Origin of the sequence: Nonomuraea sp. NPDC050227, assembly GCF_044459705.1 — a bacterium.
Classification (GTDB): domain Bacteria; phylum Actinomycetota; class Actinomycetes; order Streptosporangiales; family Streptosporangiaceae; genus Nonomuraea.
In genome coordinates, this window is record NZ_JBITJF010000006.1 from 118,285 (window position 1) to 136,882 (window position 18,598).

The 18,598-nt window shown below is 72.1% G+C and carries 15 protein-coding genes; 8 read left to right on the forward strand and 7 right to left on the reverse strand.

What is annotated here, in order from left to right; translation table 11 throughout:
* The first annotated feature begins 11 nt into the window (after positions 1-11).
* Complete coding sequence (locus tag ACIBK9_RS24075; RefSeq protein WP_397161229.1) at positions 12-2,078, forward strand: DPP IV N-terminal domain-containing protein; 2,067 nt, start codon at positions 12-14, stop codon at positions 2,076-2,078.
* Here ACIBK9_RS24075 and ACIBK9_RS24080 read toward each other — a convergent pair.
* Together ACIBK9_RS24080 and ACIBK9_RS24085 are read right to left on the reverse strand one after the other, a co-directional pair.
* Positions 2,075-2,938, reverse strand: a complete 864-nt coding sequence (locus ACIBK9_RS24080; RefSeq protein ID WP_397161231.1) for a hypothetical protein — start codon at positions 2,936-2,938, stop codon at positions 2,075-2,077. The two genes, ACIBK9_RS24075 and ACIBK9_RS24080, sit on opposite strands and share 4 nt — an antisense overlap.
* A gap of 48 nt (positions 2,939-2,986) precedes the next feature.
* Complete coding sequence (locus ACIBK9_RS24085; RefSeq protein ID WP_397161233.1) at positions 2,987-3,415, reverse strand: MarR family winged helix-turn-helix transcriptional regulator; 429 nt, start codon at positions 3,413-3,415, stop codon at positions 2,987-2,989.
* A gap of 64 nt (positions 3,416-3,479) precedes the next feature.
* On the opposite strand from ACIBK9_RS24085, the gene ACIBK9_RS24090 reads away from it, so the two are divergent.
* Positions 3,480-4,355, forward strand: a complete 876-nt coding sequence (locus ACIBK9_RS24090) for an MBL fold metallo-hydrolase (RefSeq protein ID WP_397161235.1) — start codon at positions 3,480-3,482, stop codon at positions 4,353-4,355.
* Here ACIBK9_RS24090 and ACIBK9_RS24095 read toward each other — a convergent pair.
* From ACIBK9_RS24095 to ACIBK9_RS24105, 3 genes are read right to left on the reverse strand one after another with little or no spacing between them, the layout of a single operon-like run.
* The gene (locus ACIBK9_RS24095) at positions 4,352-6,106 is read right to left on the reverse strand and encodes an ABC transporter ATP-binding protein (protein ID WP_397161237.1); all 1,755 of its coding nucleotides are present in this window, start codon (positions 6,104-6,106) and stop codon (positions 4,352-4,354) included. The genes ACIBK9_RS24090 and ACIBK9_RS24095 overlap by 4 nt on opposite strands.
* Before the next feature lie 2 nt (positions 6,107-6,108).
* Positions 6,109-7,797, reverse strand: coding sequence for an ABC transporter ATP-binding protein (locus tag ACIBK9_RS24100; protein WP_358294417.1), 1,689 nt, complete (start codon positions 7,795-7,797; stop codon positions 6,109-6,111).
* A gap of 55 nt (positions 7,798-7,852) precedes the next feature.
* A complete protein-coding gene (locus ACIBK9_RS24105; RefSeq protein ID WP_397161240.1) occupies positions 7,853-9,028 on the reverse strand; it encodes a nitrate/nitrite transporter in 1,176 nt (391 codons plus the stop codon).
* Positions 9,029-9,073: 45 nt separating this feature from the next.
* On the opposite strand from ACIBK9_RS24105, the gene ACIBK9_RS24110 reads away from it, so the two are divergent.
* Genes ACIBK9_RS24110 through ACIBK9_RS24130 form a run of 5 tightly spaced genes read left to right on the forward strand, consistent with a single transcriptional unit; the run spans position 9,074 to position 16,084 of the window.
* Positions 9,074-12,586 (forward strand): nitrate reductase subunit alpha, encoded by a 3,513-nt coding sequence (locus ACIBK9_RS24110; protein ID WP_397161242.1) that lies wholly within the window; start codon positions 9,074-9,076, stop codon positions 12,584-12,586.
* Positions 12,586-14,187: a nitrate reductase subunit beta gene (gene narH / locus ACIBK9_RS24115; protein ID WP_397161244.1), complete on the forward strand. Its 1,602-nt coding sequence runs from the start codon at positions 12,586-12,588 to the stop codon at positions 14,185-14,187. The genes ACIBK9_RS24110 and narH overlap by 1 nt, the downstream gene beginning before the upstream one ends.
* Complete coding sequence (narJ, locus tag ACIBK9_RS24120) at positions 14,184-14,738, forward strand: nitrate reductase molybdenum cofactor assembly chaperone (protein WP_397161246.1); 555 nt, start codon at positions 14,184-14,186, stop codon at positions 14,736-14,738. Before narH ends, narJ begins: the two co-directional genes overlap by 4 nt.
* Positions 14,735-15,415 carry a respiratory nitrate reductase subunit gamma gene (gene narI / locus ACIBK9_RS24125; RefSeq protein WP_387677196.1) on the forward strand — a complete coding sequence of 227 codons (681 nt, stop codon included), beginning with the start codon at positions 14,735-14,737 and terminating at the stop codon, positions 15,413-15,415. The genes narJ and narI overlap by 4 nt, the downstream gene beginning before the upstream one ends.
* A 48-nt stretch (positions 15,416-15,463) precedes the next feature.
* Positions 15,464-16,084 carry a phosphotransferase gene (locus tag ACIBK9_RS24130; protein ID WP_358294423.1) on the forward strand — a complete coding sequence of 207 codons (621 nt, stop codon included), beginning with the start codon at positions 15,464-15,466 and terminating at the stop codon, positions 16,082-16,084.
* Between the two features lie 54 nt (positions 16,085-16,138).
* Here the strand turns inward: ACIBK9_RS24130 and ACIBK9_RS24135 are convergent, their stop codons facing one another.
* The gene (locus ACIBK9_RS24135; protein WP_358294424.1) at positions 16,139-16,558 is read right to left on the reverse strand and encodes a spore-associated protein A; all 420 of its coding nucleotides are present in this window, start codon (positions 16,556-16,558) and stop codon (positions 16,139-16,141) included.
* Positions 16,559-16,819: 261 nt separating this feature from the next.
* Here ACIBK9_RS24135 and ACIBK9_RS24140 point away from each other — a divergent pair, with 261 nt between their 5' ends.
* Entirely contained in the window at positions 16,820-17,209 is a 390-nt protein-coding gene (locus tag ACIBK9_RS24140; RefSeq protein WP_358294425.1) for a VOC family protein, read from the forward strand.
* A 53-nt stretch (positions 17,210-17,262) separates the two neighbouring features.
* Here ACIBK9_RS24140 and ACIBK9_RS24145 read toward each other — a convergent pair whose 3' ends face one another.
* Positions 17,263-18,450: an RtcB family protein gene (locus tag ACIBK9_RS24145; RefSeq protein ID WP_358294426.1), complete on the reverse strand. Its 1,188-nt coding sequence runs from the start codon at positions 18,448-18,450 to the stop codon at positions 17,263-17,265.
* Positions 18,451-18,598: the final 148 nt, after the last annotated feature.

Genomic DNA, 18,598 nt, shown 5'->3' on the forward strand with positions numbered 1-18,598 from the left:
GGATTGAGCCCATGAGTGAGAGCTTCCCGCGACTGTCGGCACGGACCCGCCGGTTCACCCTGGGAGTGCCCAGGGGGTTCACGATCTCCCCCGACGGCGGACGAGTGGTCTTCCTGCGGACGAGATCCGGCACCGACCCGGTCACCTGCCTGTGGGAGCTCGACACCGAAACCCACGTCGAACGCCTGGTGGTCGATCCCCGCACCCTCCACGCCGACGACGAGAACCTGCCGCCGGAGGAGCGTGCGCGGCGCGAGCGCAGCCGTGAGGCGGCCGGCGGCGTGGTGGCCTACGGCGCCGACGCCGCGCTGACCAGGGCGGCCTTCGCCCTGTCCGGCGCGCTCTACGTCGTCGAGCTGGCGAGCGGCGAGACCCGCAGGCTGGAGACGCCGGGCGCGGTCATCGACCCCCGGCTGTCCCCCGACGGGCGGCAGGTCGCCTACGTCACCGGCGGCGCCCTGCACGTCCAGGACCTCGACTCGGGGCGCGGCGAGGTGCTCGCCACGCCGGAGTCACCGACCGTCACCTACGGCCTGGCCGAGTTCATCGCCGCCGAGGAGATGGACCGGATGCGCGGCTACTGGTGGTCGCCGTCGGGCGACGCGCTGCTGGTCGAGCGGGCCGACGAGGAGCCGGTCGACACCTGGTACATCGCCGACCCGGCCAACCCGTCCCGCCCGGCCGTCGCCCAGCGTTACCCTGCGGCCGGCACGCCCAACGCCCGCACCGAGCTGTTCGTGCTCGGGCTCGACGGCTCGCGGGTGGCGGTGCCGTTCGAGGAGGAGTACCTCACGACGGCCGCCTGGGACGACCACGCGCTGTCGATCGTGACGATGACGCGCGACCAGAAGACGCTGCGGCTGTTCTCCGTCGACCCGGCGACCGGCGTGTCCACGCTGGTCCGCGAGGACACCGACCCGGCCTGGGTGGACATCGTGACCGGCGTGCCGGCGCACCTCGACGACGGCTCGCTGGTGTGGGTGGCCACGTCGGAGGGCGGCCACCGGCTGTTCGTCGGCGACCGCGCGGTCACGCCGCCCACCCTCCAGGTCCGGTCGGTGCTCGACGTCGACCACGACAGCGTGTTGTTCAGCGCCAGCGGCGGCGACCCGACCGACATCCACCTGTGGACCTGGGACGGCCACTCGCTGCTGCCGGTCTCGACCCGTTCCGGGGTGTTCTCGGGGCGGATGTCCGGCGGCGTCGGCGTGTTGTCGGAGCAGAGCCTCGACGCCGAGGGCGTCTCGACCACGGTGGTGCGGCGCGACGGCATGGCGGTCCCGATCCCGTCGTACGCCGAGCGTCCGGGGCTCGACCTGCGGGTGTCGCTGGGGCGTTCGGGCCGCCGGGAGCTGGCCACGGCCGTGGTGCTGCCGTCCTGGTACGAGCAGGGCTCGGGCCGGCTGCCGGTCCTGATGGACCCGTACGGCGGCCCGCACGCCCAGCGGGTGCTCAACCGGCGCGGCGCGTTCCTGGAGAGCCAGTGGTTCGCCGAGCAGGGCTTCGCCGTGATCGTGGCCGACGGCCGCGGCACGCCGGGCCGCGGTCCGGCGTTCGAGCGGGCGGTGCTGGGCGACCTGGCGACCCCGGCGCTGGAGGACCAGATCGACGCCCTGCAGGGCGTGGCCGAGCAGTACCCCGACGACCTCGACCTGTCGAGGGTGGCCATCCGCGGCTGGTCGTTCGGCGGCTTCCTGGCCGCGCTCGCCGTGCTGCGGCGTCCCGACGTCTTCCACGCGGCGGTGGCCGGCGCGCCGGTGACCGACTGGCGGCTGTACGACACCTGCTACACCGAGCGCTACCTGGGCCACCCCGACGAGCAGCCCGAGGTCTACGACAACTCCTCGCTGTTCGCCGACGCGCCCAAGCTCGAACGCCCGCTGCTCCTCGTCCACGGCCTGGCCGACGACAACGTGGTGGCCGCCCACACGCTGCGCCTGTCCTCGGCGCTGCTGGCGGCCGGCCGCCAGCACAGCGTGCTGCCGCTGTCGGGCGTGACGCACATGACGCCCCAGGAGGTCGTGGCCGAGAACCTGCTCCTGCTCCAGGTCGACTTCCTGAAGAAGTCGCTGGGCTAGGTGGTCCGCAGGGCGTCGAGCAGTCTCGACGCCCCCAGGCCGATCAGCACGACCAGCCCCATGACCAGCAGGAACACCCACAGAGGGGCGCCGAGGTAGGCGAGCAGGCCCTGCGCCACGGCCAGGATCAGCACGCCGAGCACGGTGCCCGTCACGCCGGCGCGCTCGCCGTACGGGCTGGTGCCGCCCAGCAGGACGGCGGCGAGCGCGAACACGGTGCTGTAGAGCCCCTGGTCGCCCGGGGGCGCCGCCCCGAGGCGCAGGAGCAGCGCGATGCCGCCCGCGGCGGCGAGCATGCTCGACCCGGCGAGGCCGAGCACCGCGCCGGGCCATCCGGCGCCGAGTTCCTTGCGCACCTCCTGCCGGTTCCACAGCAGGCCGCCGGCGATCGAGACGACCGCGAACACGGCGAACCCGAGCGGGCCGGGATAGAGCGCGGCGGTCTCCAGCGGGATCGTCCCGTCGCCGAGCAGCGCGACGGCCACGGCCTCGCACACGACGGCGGCCCCGAGCGTGACGGCCCAGGCCGGGGCCGTCAGCAGCATCGTGAACGCGCTCATGGCGGCCCCCAGGAGCCCGGCGAGCACGAGCGCGAGCAGCATCGCCAGCGGCAGCGGCACCCCGGCGCCCGCCGTGGACGCCACGAAGGCGGCGCTCGCGGCCGCCACCGCGCCCACGGCGAGATTGGGCGTGCCGGTGCGCAGCGACAGGCCGAACCCCATGACGATCAGGCCGAGCTGCCCGGCGTGGGCGAGGATGTCGAGCAGGCGGTCACTGACCGTAGTGATCAGGACGAGTGCCAGGCCCAGCAGGGCGAGGAGTCCGAGCACGCCTTCCCAGGCGCGCTGCCAGGTGCTCACTCCGACGATGCTGACAGCGCCGGACGATCATCGCAACCCCGGCAGGCGCTACCGCGGCGCCGCCCGCTCCAGCAGCTCCTGCAGCACGGACTGCTCGTCGGGCGTGAGCGCGGCCAGCGGCGAGCCCTCGGTCAGCAGGCCCAGCAGGCGCTCCCGCAGGCCGGCGCCCTCCTGGGTGAGCACCAGCAGCTTGGCCCGGCGGTCGCTGGGATGGGGGCGGCGCTCCACCACCCCCTGCTGCTCCAGCCGGTCGATGACGAACGTGGCGTTGGAGGGCTCGCACCCCATGCGCCCCGCCAGGTCGCTCATGGTCATCGGGCCGGTCAGCTCGCGCAGCGCCACCGCCTGGGCGGTGGTGAGGTCGAGCGCGGCCGCGCGTTCCCTGACGTGCCCCTCGATCTGCCTGGCGAGCGCGCCCACCAGGCCGCAGAGGTTCCGCTCGGCCGCGGCCCGCGCTTCGGCTTCGGACGTTGTCATACCGCAAAACTACCTCAAGCTTGGATGTTTGCAACTTGAAAGGTTCTAGCTATAAGTTTCTGCCATGAGCACTTCTGAGAGCCTTCGTCTGCGCCGCCCGTCCACCCTCCGGTCGTTGCGGGTCGGCGATCTCAAGGTCACGTTCGTGCCCGACGGGAGCGTGCGGCTCAAGCCGTACGGCTGGCTGCCGGGCACGACCGAGCGCGACTGGGCCGAGAACGCCGACCACCTGGACGAGACCGGCAACCTCGTGGCCGGCATCGGCGGCCTGCTGGTGGAGGCGGGCGAGCGGGCCCTGCTGATCGACGCGGGCGTGGGCCCGGTGCACCAGCCGGACGACCCGGCCGACCCGCTGATCGGCGAGCTGCGCGGCGGCGACCTGCTGGACAACCTCGCCCGGCTGGGCCGCCGTCCCGAGGACGTCGAGGCGGTGGCCTTCACCCACCTGCACATCGACCACATCGGCTGGGCCTGGCACCCGGCCGCCGGCGGGCCCGCGTTCCCGGCCGCCGAGTACCTGTTCGCCGAGCCCGAATGGACCGAGCGCCACCGGACGCTCGACTTCGGCACGCCGGCGGAGGCCCTGACGACCATGGCCCCCCGGGTCAGGACGTTCGGCGACGGCGAGGAGATCTTCCCCGGCGTGCGGGCCACGTTCGCGCCCGGCCACACCGCCGGGCACACCGCCTACACGATCACCTCGGGCGGACAGCGGCTGCTGGCCTTCGGCGACGCCCTGCACTCCCCCGTGCAGGTGCGCCGTCCCGAGTGGCCGGCCGGCTCCGACCTGGACCGCGTGGAGTCGACCGTGCACCGGCGGCGGCTGGTCGAGGAGCTGCTGCGGCCGGACACGATCGGCTTCGGCATCCACTTCGCCGACGTGGTCTTCGGCCGCGCGCGGGACACGGCCGAAGGGCCGGTCTGGGAGCCCGTGGCCTAGGGGGTGGCGGCGGGGGTGCCGTGCCAGCTCGCCCACAGGGCCGCGTACGAGCCGCCCTCGGCGACCAGCTCCTCGTGCGGGCCCAGCTCGGTGATCCGGCCGTCCTCCACGACGGCCACCCGGTCGGCGTCGTGCGCGGTGTAGAGCCGGTGGGCGATGGCGATCACCGTACGGCCCTCCAGGACGGCGGCCAGCGAGCGTTCCAGGTGGCGCGCGGCCCGCGGGTCGATCAGCGAGGTGGCCTCGTCGAGCACCAGCGTGTGCGGGTCGGCCAGGACCAGCCGGGCCAGCGCGAGCTGCTGGGCCTGCGCGGGCGGCACGGCGGCGCCGCCGGACCCGACCTCGGTCTCCAGCCCCTCGGGCAGCGTCCGCACCCAGTCGAGCGCGTCGACGGCGGCCAGCGCCGCGCGCACCGCCGCGTCGTCCGCGCCGGGGCGGGCGATCAGCAGGTTGTCGCGGACGGTGCCCTTGAAGACGTGGTGCTCCTGGGTGACCAGCGCGACGTGCCCGCGCAGGTCGTCGAGCGGCAGGTCGACCAGCGGCACGCCGCCCACGCTCACCTCGCCGGTGCGCGGCCCGTGGATGCCGGCCAGCAGCCGCCCGAGCGTGGACTTGCCGGCCCCCGACGGGCCGACCATGGCCAGCCGCTCGCCCGGTTCGACGGTCAGCGACACGCCGTGCAGCACGTCGCGGCCCTCGCGGTAGGCGTACCTGACGTCGTCGGCCCGCAGCAGCTCGCCGGCCGGGCGGGCCGCGGACGGCTCGCGGTCGTCGGGTACGTTGGCCACGCCGAGCAGCCGGGCCATGGCGGCGCCGCCCACCTGGAGCTCGTCGATCCACATGAGGAACCGGTCGAGCGGGTCGATGAGCTGCTGGGCGTAGACCAGGGCGGCGGTGACCTGCTGGACCGTCACCCAGTCGTTGGTGTAGAACAGGCCGCCGACCAGGAGCGTGGAGACCACCGGGATCACGTAGCCGAGCTCGACCGCGGGGAACCAGAGGGTCCGCAGGCCCAGGGTGTAGCGCTCGGCGGCGTAGGAGCGGCTGATGTCGCCGTCGGTGCGCGCGCGCCGGCGTTCCTGGAGACCGAGCGCCTCCACGGCCCTTGCGCCCTCGACCGTCTCGGCCAGGCCCTCGGTCATGTCGGCGTACGCGGCGTTCTCGCGCAGGTAGCCGTCGCGCGCCCGCTTGAGGTACCAGCGGGTGGCGAACCAGATCAGCGGGCCGGCGACCAGCATCGGCAGCATGAGCTGCGGGCTGACCAGCACCAGCGCGCCCATGGTGATCACGAACGTGACCAGCGCGATGAGCGTCTCCGGCACGGCGTGCCGGACGGTCCTGGACAACGAGTCGACGTCGCGGGAGGTACGGGTGATCAGGTCGCCGGCGCCTGCCCGCTCGACCGTGGACAGCGGCAGGCCGAGCACCCGGTCGACGAACTCCTCCCGCAGCTCGGCCAGCACCTTCTCGCCCAGCCTGGCCGAGGCGAGCACGGCGAAGCGGACCAGCAGGCCCTGGAGGAACAGGAACGCGCCGATGACGACGGCCACGAGCAGCCCGTCGACCTCGCCGCCGTCCTGGACGGTCTGGACCAGGCTGCCGAGCTGCCACGGCACGACGAGCCCGGCGACGGCGGCCAGGCCGTGCAGGGCCAGGGCGACGGTGAGCTGCCGCGGGTACTTCAGCGTCAGCCTGCGCGCGTAGGCGCGCACCTGTTTCCGGTCGGCGACCGGCAGGATCTCGCGGGCCACGGTCAGCCCTCCCCTCGGGTCACGGTCGCGGCGTACTCGGGGGACGCGTCCAGCAGGTGCCGGTGTGTCCCCTCGGCCAGCACCCGGCCGCCGGCCACGTAGACCACGTGGTCGGCCCGGTCGAGCACCAGCGGGCTGGTCGTGCAGATCATGGTGGTGCGGCCGGCGCGCGCCTTGGCCAGCCGCTCGGCGATGCGGGCCTCGCTGTGGGCGTCGACGGCGCTGGTGGGCTCGACCAGGATGAGCACCTCGGGGTCGGCGACCAGGGCCCGCGCCAGGCGCAGCCGCTGCTGCTGGCCGCCGGAGAACTCGCGCCCGGCCTCGGACACCTGGGCGTCGAGGCCGTCGGGCAGCGCCTCGACGATGTCCTCGGCGCAGGCGGCGTGCAGGGCGGCGCGCACGTCTTCGTCGGTGGCCGCGTCGCGGACGTCGAGCTCGTTCCTGAGCCTGCCGGTGAACAGGCGGGCGTCGTTGCCGGCGACCAGGATGCGCGCGCGGATCTCGGCCATGGGCAGCGAGGCCAGCTCGACGGCGCCGAAGGTGACGTCGCCGGGCGCGTACCGGCCGAGGCGGTCGGCGATGGCGGCGGCCTCCTCGGGCGCGTCGGCCGCGACGGCGGTGAGCATGCCGGGCTGGAGGGTGACGCCGCTGTAGCAGTCGCGCAGCACGCCGCCGCCGCTGGTCTCGGTGCCGCCGGCGACCTCGGGCTCGATGGCCAGGATGCGGATGACGCGGCGGGCCGCGACGTGGCCCTTGGTGAGCTTGTCAGCGGCCTCGGTCAAGGTGCGCAGCGGGCCGATGAGGAAGGCGGCGTAGCCGTAGAGCGCGACGAGGTCGCCGGTGCTGATCTCGCCGCCGACCGCGAACGTGGCGCCGATGCCGGTGACGACCGCGATGAGCAGGCCGGGCAGCAGGATCTGGGCGCCTTCGAGCAGCGACTCGACCCGGGCCACGCCCACCCCGGCGTGCCGCACGCGCTGGGACTCCTCGCCGTAGCGGCCGGCGAACACCTGCTCGCCGCCGATGCCGCGGAGCACCCGCAGGCCGGCCACGATGTCGGCGGCCCTGGTGGACAGGTCGCCGGTCAGCTCGCGCTGCCGCTTCTGCCGCCGGTGCAGCGGCTTGAGCAGCGGCGAGACGGCGAGCGCCATGAGCGGCACGCCGAACAGCACGAGCAGCCCGAGCGGGACCGAGGTCGTCAGCAGGATCACGGTGACCGCGACGATGGCCACCACGGACCCGGTGCCGCGCAGCAGGATGTCCATGGAGCTGCCGATGTGGGCGATGTCGGAGTTGCCGACGCTGACGACCTCGCCGGTCGAGACCTTCTTGGGCAGCGTCGCCCCGAGCCTGGCGGCCTGCCGCGCGGTCAGCTGGACGGTGCGGTAGGCGGCCGACAACCAGTTGAACACCGCCATCCGGTGCCGCATGATCCCGGTGAACGCCTGCAGCAGCCCCAGCCCGAGCAGGATCGACGCCCAGGTCAGCAGCGCCCGGGTGTCCTTGGCGGTGACCGCGTCGATGCCCTTGCCGAGCACCGCGGGCACGAGCGCCTGCACCAGCCACCACAGGGTGGCGAAGCCGATGCCGGCGAGCAGGGCACGCGCCTGACGCCGCGCGTTCCACCACAGGTAGCGGAGCGGGCTGCGGATGTCGGGCAGGCCGGGATCGGCCTCAGGAAGGGAGCGCATGGTCTGACAAGGTTGACAAGCCGGCGCCCGGCCCGGCAAACGGTTTTTCGCCTGGCTAACGATCGGGCACGTGCCGGAACGTGCGCACGGTGTAGATCAACGTGACCAGGGCGGTCAGCGCGAGCAGCAGGTAGCCCACGGTGTACGACCCGGACGCGCCGTAGACGGCCCCCATCACCAGCGGCGGGAAGTACCCGCCGAGCCCGCCGGCCGCGCCCACGAGCCCCGTCACCGTCCCCACCTTCGACGCCTCGACGAGCTCGGCGACCAGGGCGAAGACACCGCCCGTGCCGAGCCCGAGGAAGAAGGCGATGAGCACGAAGCAGGCTCCGGCGGGCACCTCGGCGGGCGGCCGGAACGACAGCGCGACCGCCATCACGACCGTCCCGGCCAGCGAGATGAGCAGCACCCTGACCGGCCCGATCCGGTCGGACAACGTGCCGCCGATCGGCCGGGCGGCGACGGCGGCGATCGAGAACCCGGCCGTCCGCAGCCCGGCGCCCGTCTGGGCGAAGTGGTAGACGTTCTGGAGCAGGGTAGGCAGGTACGTCGAGAACGCCACGAAGCCGCCGAAGGTGACGGCGTACAGGAAGGCGCACTGCCAGGTGGCCCTGAGCTTCGTGGCCTCGCGCATCCTGGGCAGGGCCGGGGCGGTGGCGGGCGACCAGGCGGGCGAGTCGCGGCTGCCGCCGATCATGATCACGCCCATCAGGGCGAGCACCGCGGCCATGAGCAGGTGGGTCGCGAACCGGCCGAACTCCTCCACCAGGCGGGGGGTGAAGAACGCCGACAGCGCGGTCCCGCCCATGCCGGCGCCGAACACGCCGGTGGCGAACCCTCTGCGGGTGGGCTCGTACCAGGCGTTGACGAACGGGATGCCGATGGCGAACGACGTGCCGGGGATGCCCAGCAGGAACCCCCAGAACAGCAGCCACCCGTACGACTCGGACCAGCCCACGAACAGGACGGGCACGATCGACACGAAACAGATGACCGCGAACATGCGCCGCCCGCCGAGCCGGTCGGCCAGCACGCCCACCGGGATGCGGCCGAGCGAGCCGACCAGCACCGGGATCGCGACCAGCAGCGAGGTCTGTGTCGCGGACAGGTGCAGCTGCCTGCTGTAACTGCCCGACAGGGGACCGATGAGGTTCCAGGCCCAGAACGTCACGGCGAAGGCCGCCGTGGCCAGCGCCAGGTTCCGCACCTGACCTTTACGAAGCGCAGACATACACCCTGTGTAACAGAGGGTCACCTTCTGTGATGAAGTGGGGGTATGAGCGCCGAGGATCTCCTGCTGAAGACCGGTCGGTTCCTCCGCAGATCGGCCACCAGTGGTGACCTGCGGACTCTCTACCTGAAAGGCGGCACGGAAGGCGACGCGTTCTACCGGGACCGGTGGAGTCACGACAAGGTGGTGCGCTCGACGCACGGCGTGAACTGCACGGGTTCGTGCTCGTGGAAGGTGTTCGTCAAGGACGGCATCATCACCTGGGAGACGCAGGAGACCGACTACCCGGGCGTGGGTCCCGACCGGCCGGAGTACGAGCCGCGCGGCTGCCCGCGCGGGGCGGCCTTCTCCTGGTACACCTACTCGCCGACCCGGATCCGCTACCCGTACGCGCGGGGCGTGCTGGTCCGGCTCTACCTGGAGGCGCGGGAGCGGCTGGGCGACCCGGTGGCCGCCTGGGCCGAGGTCACCACCGATCCGGAGAAGCGGGCGAGCTACCAGGGGGCGCGCGGCCGGGGCGGGCTCGTCCGGGTGACCTGGGACCTGGCCGTCGAGATGATCGCCGCGGCGCACGTGCACACCATCCAGGCGTACGGGCCGGACCGGGTCGCGGGGTTCTCGCCCATCCCGGCGATGTCGATGGTCTCGCACGCCGTCGGCTCCCGGTTCGTGTCGCTGATCGGCGGCACGATGCTCTCCTTCTACGACTGGTACGCCGACCTGCCGGTGGCCTCGCCGCAGGTGTTCGGCGACCAGACCGACGTCCCGGAGTCGGCCGACTGGTGGGACGCCGCGTACCTGGTGATGTGGGGCTCCAACGTCCCGGTCACCCGCACGCCGGACGCCCACTGGATGGCCGAGGCTCGCTACCGGGGCCAGAAGGTCGTGGTGGTCTCGCCCGACTACAGCGACGCGGCCAAGTTCGCCGACGAGTTCCTGAGCGTGCGTCCCGGCACGGACGGCGCCCTGGCCATGGCCATGGGCCACGTGCTGCTGAAGGAGTTCTTCGTCGACCGGGAGGTGCCCTACTTCACCGACTACGTCAAGCGCTGCACCGACCTGCCCTTCCTGGTCACGCTGCGCGAGCACGAGGACGCGTACGTGCCGGACAAGTTCCTCACGGCCAAGGACCTGGGCTCGGCGGAGGAGGCGGCCGAGTGGAAGACCGTGCTCATGGCCGGGTCCGGCGAGCCGGTGGTCCCGAACGGCTCGGTCGGCTTCCGCTGGACCGACTCGGGCGAGGGCCGCTGGAACCTCGACCTGGACGTCGACCCGAAGCTCACCCTGTACGGCGGCGAGTCGGCCCAGCTCCTGCTGCCGCGCTTCGACGGCGAGGGCTCCCTGCGCCGCGGCGTGCCGGTCGCCCGCGTCGGCGGACGGCTGGTGACCACGGTGTTCGACCTGCTGCTCGCCCAGTACGGCGTCCCCAGGCCCGGCCTGCCGGGGATCTGGCCCGGCGGGTACGACGACGCGGCCGAGCCGTACACGCCGGGCTGGCAGGAGCCGGTCACCGGCGTCCCGGCCGAGCGGGTGGTCAAGATCACCCGTGAGTTCGCCAGGACGGCCGAGACCACCCGCGGCCGATGCATGATCATCATGGGCGCGGGCGCCACCCAGTGGTTCCACGGCGACACCATCTACCGGGCTTTTCTGTCGCTGCTGCTGCTGACCGGCTGCCAGGGGCGCAACGGCGGCGGCTGGGCCCATTACGTCGGCCAGGAGAAGTGCCGTCCGCAGAGCGGCTGGGCGGTGCTGGCCGGCGCGCTCGACTGGTCGCGCCCGCCGCGGCAGGCGCCCGGCACGCCGTACTGGTACCTGCACACCGACCAGTGGCGTTACGACCGGTTCGACGCGGGCGCGCTGACCTCGCCGCTCGGGCCCGGCGCGTTCCGCGGCAGGCACACGGCCGACCTGGTGGCCGAGGCCGTGCGCAACGGCTGGATGCCCATGTCGCCCGCCTTCGACCGCAACCCGCTGGAGCTGGGCGAGCACGAGGACCCTGTGGCGTACACGCTGGAGGAGCTGCGGCGGGGCAGGCTCCGGCACGCCGCCGAGGACCCCGACGACCCGGCCAACTGGCCGCGGGTGCTGACCCTGTGGCGGTCGAACCTGCTCGGCTCGTCGGCCAAGGGCAACGAGTACTTCCTGCACCACCTGCTCGGCGCCACGTCCAACCTGGAGCAGCCCGACCCCGAGGCACCGAGGGGCAAGCTGGACCTGCTGCTCACGCTCGACTTCCGGATGACGTCCTCGACGGTCTACTCCGACATCGTGCTGCCCGCCGCCACCTGGTACGAGAAGTACGACCTGTCCTCGACGGACATGCACCCGTTCGTGCACGCGTTCAACCCGGCCATCTCGCCGCCCTGGGAGACCAGGACGGACTTCGCCGCCTTCCACGCCATCGCCAGGGCCTTCAGCGCGCTGGCCAAGGAGCGGCTGGGGGTGCGCAAGGACGTCGTGGTGGTCCCGTACCAGCACGACACGCCGGGCGAGACCGGGCAGCCGGGCGGGCGCGCGCCCGGCGCGCCGGAGCCGACGCTGAAGGTGGTCGAGCGCGACTACGGCGCGGTCGCGGAGCAGCTGGCCGCGCTCGGCCCGCTCACCGAGCGGCTCGGCCTCCAGGTCAAGGGCGTGACCTTCATGCCGGACGAGGAGGTCGCCTGGCTCGGCCAGCGCTGCGGCCTGGTGCCGCGCGGCGTGGCCAAGGGCCGCCCCGAGCTGGACACCGACGCCAAGGCGTGCGAGACGATCCTCGCGCTGTCCGGGGTGAGCAACGGCAGGCTGGCCGCCCAGGGCTTCCGCCAGCTCGCCCGGCGCACCGGCCGCAGCTTCGACGACCTGATCGACGAGGGCCACCGCATCGTCTTCGCCGACACCCAGGCCCGGCCCACGCACGTCGCGGCCAGCCCCGAGTGGTCGGGCAAGGAGGCGCACGACCGCCGCTACTCGCCGTTCACGATCAACGTCGAGAACGGCAAGCCCTGGCACACGCTCACCGGCCGCATGCACTTCTTCCTCGACCACGACTGGATGCACGAGTACGGCGAGGCCCTGCCGGTCTACCGCCCGCCGCTGGACATGGCCGAGCTCTTCGGCGAGAGCGCCACCCTGCGCTACCTGACCCCGCACTCCAAGTGGTCGATCCACTCCGAGTACCAGGACAACCTGCTCATGTTGTCGCTGTCGCGCGGCGGCCCGACCATCTGGATGTCCACCGAGGACGCGACCCGGCTCGGCATCGCCGACAACGACTGGATCGAGGCGGTCAACCGCAACGGCGTCGTGGTGGCCAGGGCCATCGTGTCCCACCGCATGCCGCAGGGCACGGTCTACATGTTCCACGCCCAGGACCGCCTGATCGACGTGCCGAAGACGGAGGAGACCGGCCGCCGCGGCGGCATCCACAACGCGCTGACCAGGGTGCTGATCAAGCCCACGCACATGATCGGCGGCTACGCCCAGCTCTCGTACGCCTTCAACTACCTCGGCCCCACGGGCAACCAGCGGGACGAGGTCACCACCATTCGCCGCAGGTCGCAGGAGGTGCGCTACTGATGAAGATCATGGCTCAGATCGCCATGGTGATGAACCTGGACAAGTGCATCGGCTGTCACACCTGTTCCGTCACCTGCAAACAGACCTGGACCAACCGTCCCGGCGTCGAGTACGTCTGGTTCAACAACGTCGAGACCCGCCCCGGCCAGGGCTACCCCCGCCGGTACGAGGACCAGGAACGCTGGCGGGGCGGCTGGAAGCTCGACCGCAGGGGCCGGCTGACACTCCGCGCCGGAGGCCGGTTCCGCAAGCTGGCCAACATCTTCGCCAACCCGCTCATGCCCTCCATCCAGGACTACTACGAGCCCTGGACCTACGACTACGAGAACCTGACCCGGGCCCCGCTGTCCGACGACGTCCCGGTGGCGCCGCCGCGGTCGCTGATCAGCAACGAGCCCATGAAGATCCGCTGGAGCGCGAACTGGGACGACAACCTGGGCGGCGACCCGTCCCCCGACCCGGTGCTGGGGAAGCTGTCGGAGCAGGTCAGGCTGGAGTTCGAGCAGGCGTACATGTTCTACCTGCCGCGCATCTGCGAGCACTGCCTGAACCCGTCCTGCGTGGCCTCCTGCCCGTCGGGGGCCATGTACAAGCGGGCCGAGGACGGGATCGTCCTGGTGGACCAGGACAGTTGCCGGGGCTGGCGGATGTGCGTGACGGGGTGCCCGTACAAGAAGGTGTACTTCAACCACCGGACCGGCAAGGCCGAGAAGTGCACGTTCTGCTACCCGCGGGTCGAGGTGGGGCTGCCGACGGTGTGCTCGGAGACCTGCGTGGGCCGCCTGCGCTACCTCGGGGTGCTGCTCTACGACGCCGACCGGGTGAGCCAGGCCGCCTCGGTGGCGGACGAGCGGGACCTGTACGAGGCCCAGCTCGGCGTCTTCGTCGACCCCGACGACCCGGCGGTGGCCGCGTCGGGGCTGCCCGCCGACTGGATCGAGGCGGCCCGCAGGTCCCCGGTCTACGACCTGATCATGAAATATCGCATAGCGCTCCCCCTGCACCCGGAGTACCGGACGTTGCCGATGGTCTGGTACGTCCCGCCGCTCTCCCCCGTCGTGGACGCCCTGGCGAACACCGGGCACGACGGCGAGGACGCGGACAACCTGTTCGCCGCCATCGAGTCGCTGCGCATCCCCGTGGAGTACCTGGCCGAGCTGTTCACCGCGGGCGATCCCGTCCCGGTGACGGCCGCGCTGCGCCGTCTGGCCGCGATGCGCTCGTACATGCGAGGCGTCAACCTGGGGCAGGAGCCGGTCCTGCCGGACACCGGCCTGACCGAGGACGACATCAGGTCCATGTACCGCCTGCTGGCCCTGGCCAAGTACGAGGAGCGGTACGTGATCCCGACCGCGTACGGCAACGTGCCCGGCGTGGTCGAGGAGGCCGGCTGCAGCCTCGACTACTACGGCGGCCCCGGCATGCAGGCCCCCTTCGGGGAGGCGTCGGGCAAGCCGCTGCCGGTCTCCGTCGAGTCCTTCCACGGCCTCAGGGACCGCCAGACCAGCGACGAGATCACCCACGACCGGGTGAACCTCCTCAACTGGGACGGCCGGGGCATCCCCGCAGGACTCTTCCCGCCGAAAAAGGGAAAATCATGAACAAGGCCGTGATCTGGCAGGCCGCCGCGCACCTGCTCGCCTACCCCGACGAACGTTTCCACCGCCGCCTGCCGCTGATCAGGGAGGCCGCCGAGCCGCACTTCGCGGCGTTCCTGGCGCGGATCGCTGACATGGACGCGGGCGACCTGGCCGCGCACTACGTCGACACGTTCGACCTGCACCGGCACTGCTGCCTCTACCTGACCTACTACACCGACGGCGACACCCGCCGCCGCGGGGCGTCCCTGGCCGCGCTCAAGCAGCGTTACCGCGTGGCCGGCTGGGAGCTGATGGACGACGAGCTGCCCGACTTCCTGCCGGTCGTGCTGGAGTTCGCGGCGCTCGACCCGTCCGGGGCGGCGCTGCTGCGGGAGCACCGCGTCGGCCTCGATCTGCTGCTGTCCGCCCTGACCGAGCTGGGCTCGCCGTACGCGGAGGTGATCGGGGTGGTGTGCGCGGCCCTGCCGTCGCCCACGGCCGCCGAACGCGCCGCGGCGCACCGCCTGGCCGCCGGAGGGCCGCCCGCCGAGACCGTGGGAGGGTACCGGTGAGCTGGGGCGAGAGCATGTTGTGGGTGGTCGCGCCGTACGTCACCCTGGTGATCTTCATCGGCGGCCTGATCTGGCGGTACCGGTACGACAAGTTCGGCTGGACCACCCGGTCGTCCCAGCTCTACGAGAGCCCGCTGCTGCGCGTGGCCAGCCCGGTGTTCCACTACGGCCTGATCTTCGTGATCATCGGGCACGTGACCGGCCTGCTCGTCCCGCTCTCCTGGACGGACGCGATCGGCGTGTCGAACGAGGCGTACCACGCCAACGCCCTGATCTGGGGCGGCCTGGCCGGGCTGGCCACGCTGGTGGCGCTGGCCCTGCTGGTCTACCGCCGCCGCACGAACGGGCCCGTCTTCCTGGCCACGACGAAGAACGACAAGACCATGTACGTCGTGCTCGCCGCGTCGATCGTCGCGGGCGTGGTGACGACGGTGGCAGGCTTCGTGCCGAGCGAGGTGAGCTACCGGACGACGGTCGCCCCCTGGTTCCGCGGCGTCTTCGTGCTCAACCCGGACGCCACCGCGATGGGGCACGCGAGCATCCTTTACAAGGTGCACACCGTGATCGGGATGGCGTTGTTCGTGCTTTTCCCGTTCAGCCGCCTCGTGCACGCCCTTTCGGCGCCGATCACCTATTTGTTCCGCCCTTACATCGTGTATCGGGCCCGGTCCCGATAGCGCGCCGCGCCGCCCGGAACGGGGGCCGGTGCGTCAGAATCGTTGGCTGTGGAGCACGGGTACACCAACAGCACGGTCGGCGACGGCGCTCTGGTCGTCAAGTGTTACCAGGGCCCGGAGGCCGCCTTCAGGCTGGGCACGGAGAGCAGATACCTGCGCCGGCTGCGCGGCCGGCTGCCGGTGCCGCGCGTGCACCAGATCACCGCCACCAGCCTGACCACCCGCTTCGTGGCCGGCGCCCACGGCCAGGACCTGCTGGACGAGGGCCGCGCCGCCGAGGTGCTGGCCGAGTGCGGCCGGGTCCTGGCCCGCATCCACCGCCTCGGCATCGTGCACGGCGACTACGGGCCCCAGAACCTGCTGTTCGACCCCGCCACGTTCGAGACCACCGCGATCCTCGACTGGGAGTGGGCCCATCCGGGCCGGCCGGTGGAGGACCTCGCCTGGTGCGAGTGGATCGTCCGCAGCCACCACCCCGAGCACGTCCCCCTGCTGCCGCGCTTCTTCGACGCCTACGGCGGCCCGGTGCCGTCCTGGGCCGAGCGGCAGGCGTCGATGGTGGCGCGCTGCCGCGACCTGCTGGAGTTCTGCGGCCGGTGGGAGCCGGGCGGGGGCGGCGAGAAGTTGTGGCGCGAACGCCTCGACCGCACCGCCGCCTGGAGCGCCTGACGCGTCCCGCGGTGCCCGAGCCCCGGGAGCGAGGCCCGGACGTCCTGACGGGGATCAGCCGCAGTGGCTCCAGCCGCTGGTCCACACGTACGGCGACTCGTCCCAGGCGCCGCCCCACTTGACGCAGGTGTCCACGGCCGACAGGATCACCGGCCCGGCGTACGACTTGAACTCACCGGCGTCGGTCTTGGTCGCGCCGCCCTGCACGCTCAGCGTCGCCCGCATCCACCGCGTGTACGGCGTCTTGTTGACCGTCACCACGCAGTTCTTGCCGGTGCCGGAGTTGTAGGACAGGTAGATCGTGCCCAGCGCCGTGCTGCCGGACTTGAACGGGTGCGAGTCGATGACGCGGAACCCGGACCCGCACACGCCGGCCGGGTCCACGGCGGCGACGGCGGCCTGTGCGGGCAGGGCGGCGGCCAGACCGCAGGCGAGCACGCCCGCGGCGAAGAGCGTCTTGGTGATCGTGCGCATGTTCATCCTTACTGTCGCTCTTGAACGCCCGTCAGCTTCGCGCAGCGAGTGATCAAGAAAGCGAACAGCAGGCGAACAACACACAAATGCGATTTCGGCTCCCCCGTAATCCACGGCCCTCCGGCTCGTCCCGGGGGCGACCGCGCAGGTGCGGCGGGGTCATCCCAGCGCCGCGGCGAGCCGCGTGATCTCCGCCACAGCGGCGCCGAGACCGAGCGGGTCTCCTGCGACATGCGCCCTGCTTTGGGGGAGGATCCCACCATGGTGTCGGTATTGCAGAATGTCGCGATCGACTGCGCGGATCCGTACGAGCTCGCCCGGTTCTGGAGCGAGGTGACCGGCTGTCCCGTCCACCCGGAGGACCGTCCGGGTGACGAGGAGACGCGGGTGATGCTGAAGGAGGGCCCGATCCTGCACTTCAACAAGGTGCCGGAGCCGAAGGCGGCCAAGAACCGGCTGCATCTGTGCCTGCGTCCCGACTCCACGCGCGACGAGGAGGTCGAGCGCCTGGTGCGCCGGGGCGCCACCCTGATCGCCGACCTGCGCGAGCCGGACGGCACCGGCTGGGCGGTGCTCGCCGACCCCGAGGGCAACGAGTTCTGCGTCCTGCGCAGCGCCGCGGAGCGCGCCGGGACGGCCCCGCACCCCTGAGCCGTCCCGCGTGACCGCGCACCCGCACGACCCGTCTCAGGGCCGTGCGGGCCTCAGCCCTTGATGGAGATGAGCTGCCGCAGGTGCGCCACGACCTCCACCAGGTCCCGCTGCGCGGCCATCACCGACTCCAGGTCCTTGTACGCCCCCGGGATCTCGTCGATCACCCCGGGATCCTTGCGGCATTCGACCCCGAACGTCTGCTCCTCCAGGTCCTTGACCGTGAACGTCTTCTTGGCCTTGGTCCTGCTCATCTTCCGGCCGGCCCCGTGCGAGGCCGAGTTGAACGCCCGCGGGTTCCCCAGCCCCTTCACGATGTACGTGCCGGTGGCCATCGAGCCCGGGATGATGCCCAGGTCCCCGCTGCCCGCCCGGATCGCCCCCTTACGGGTGACGAGCACGTCCACCCCGTCGTAGCGCTCCTCGGCCACGTAGTTGTGGTGGCAGGAGATGGGCTGGTCGAAGCCGATGCCCGGCAGGTGACGGCGCAGGACGTCGCAGACCAGGCCCATCATCAGCGCCCGGTTGCGGCGCGCGTAGTCCTGGGCCCAGTACAGGTCGCGGCGGTAGGCGTCCATCTCCGGGGTGTGGCCGAGGAACACCGCCAGGTCCCGGTCCACCAGGCCCTGGTTGTGGGAGAGGCGGCGGGCCACCCCGATGTGGTGCTCGGCCAGTTCCTTGCCGATGTTGCGCGACCCCGAGTGCAGGACCACCCACACCCAGCCCTCGTCGTCGGCGCACACCTCCAGGAAGTGGTTGCCGCCGCCGAGCGTGCCCATCTGCGCCTCGGCCCGCTCGCGGCGGGCGTGGACGGCCGGGGCCAGGTCGTCGAACTCGCGCCAGAACTCCGCCCACCCGGCCGTCCGCATCCCGTGCACCTTGCCGGGATCGACGGGCCGCTTGTGGTGCTGGAAGCCGACGGGGACCGCCTGCTCCAGCTTCCCCCGCAGGTAGGCCAGGTTGTCGGGAAGCTGCGAGGCCTTGTACGACGTCTTCACGGCCGTCATCCCGCAGCCGATGTCCACCCCGACGGCCGCCGGCGACACCGCGTCCTTCATCGCGATGACCGACCCGACCGTCGCCCCCTTGCCGTGGTGCACGTCGGGCATGACGGCGACGCCATGGACCCACGGCAGGTTGGCCACGTTCCGCAACTGCTGCATCGCCTGCGGTTCCACCGTCTCCGGCTCCGCCCACATCCGCAGCGGATGCCTGGTCCCGCTCACCTCGTTGTACGCCATGTCGCCTCCTCCCGGCCGCCTTCATGAACACGATCTATCTGGCCAGACACGACATACCCCCTGCAACCAATTTAGTACGGCCCCCGCCCCCGAAGATCTTGGCAAGCCCGGTCCGGGTCCGCGCTCCATTGGCTATGGTGACCGTGGT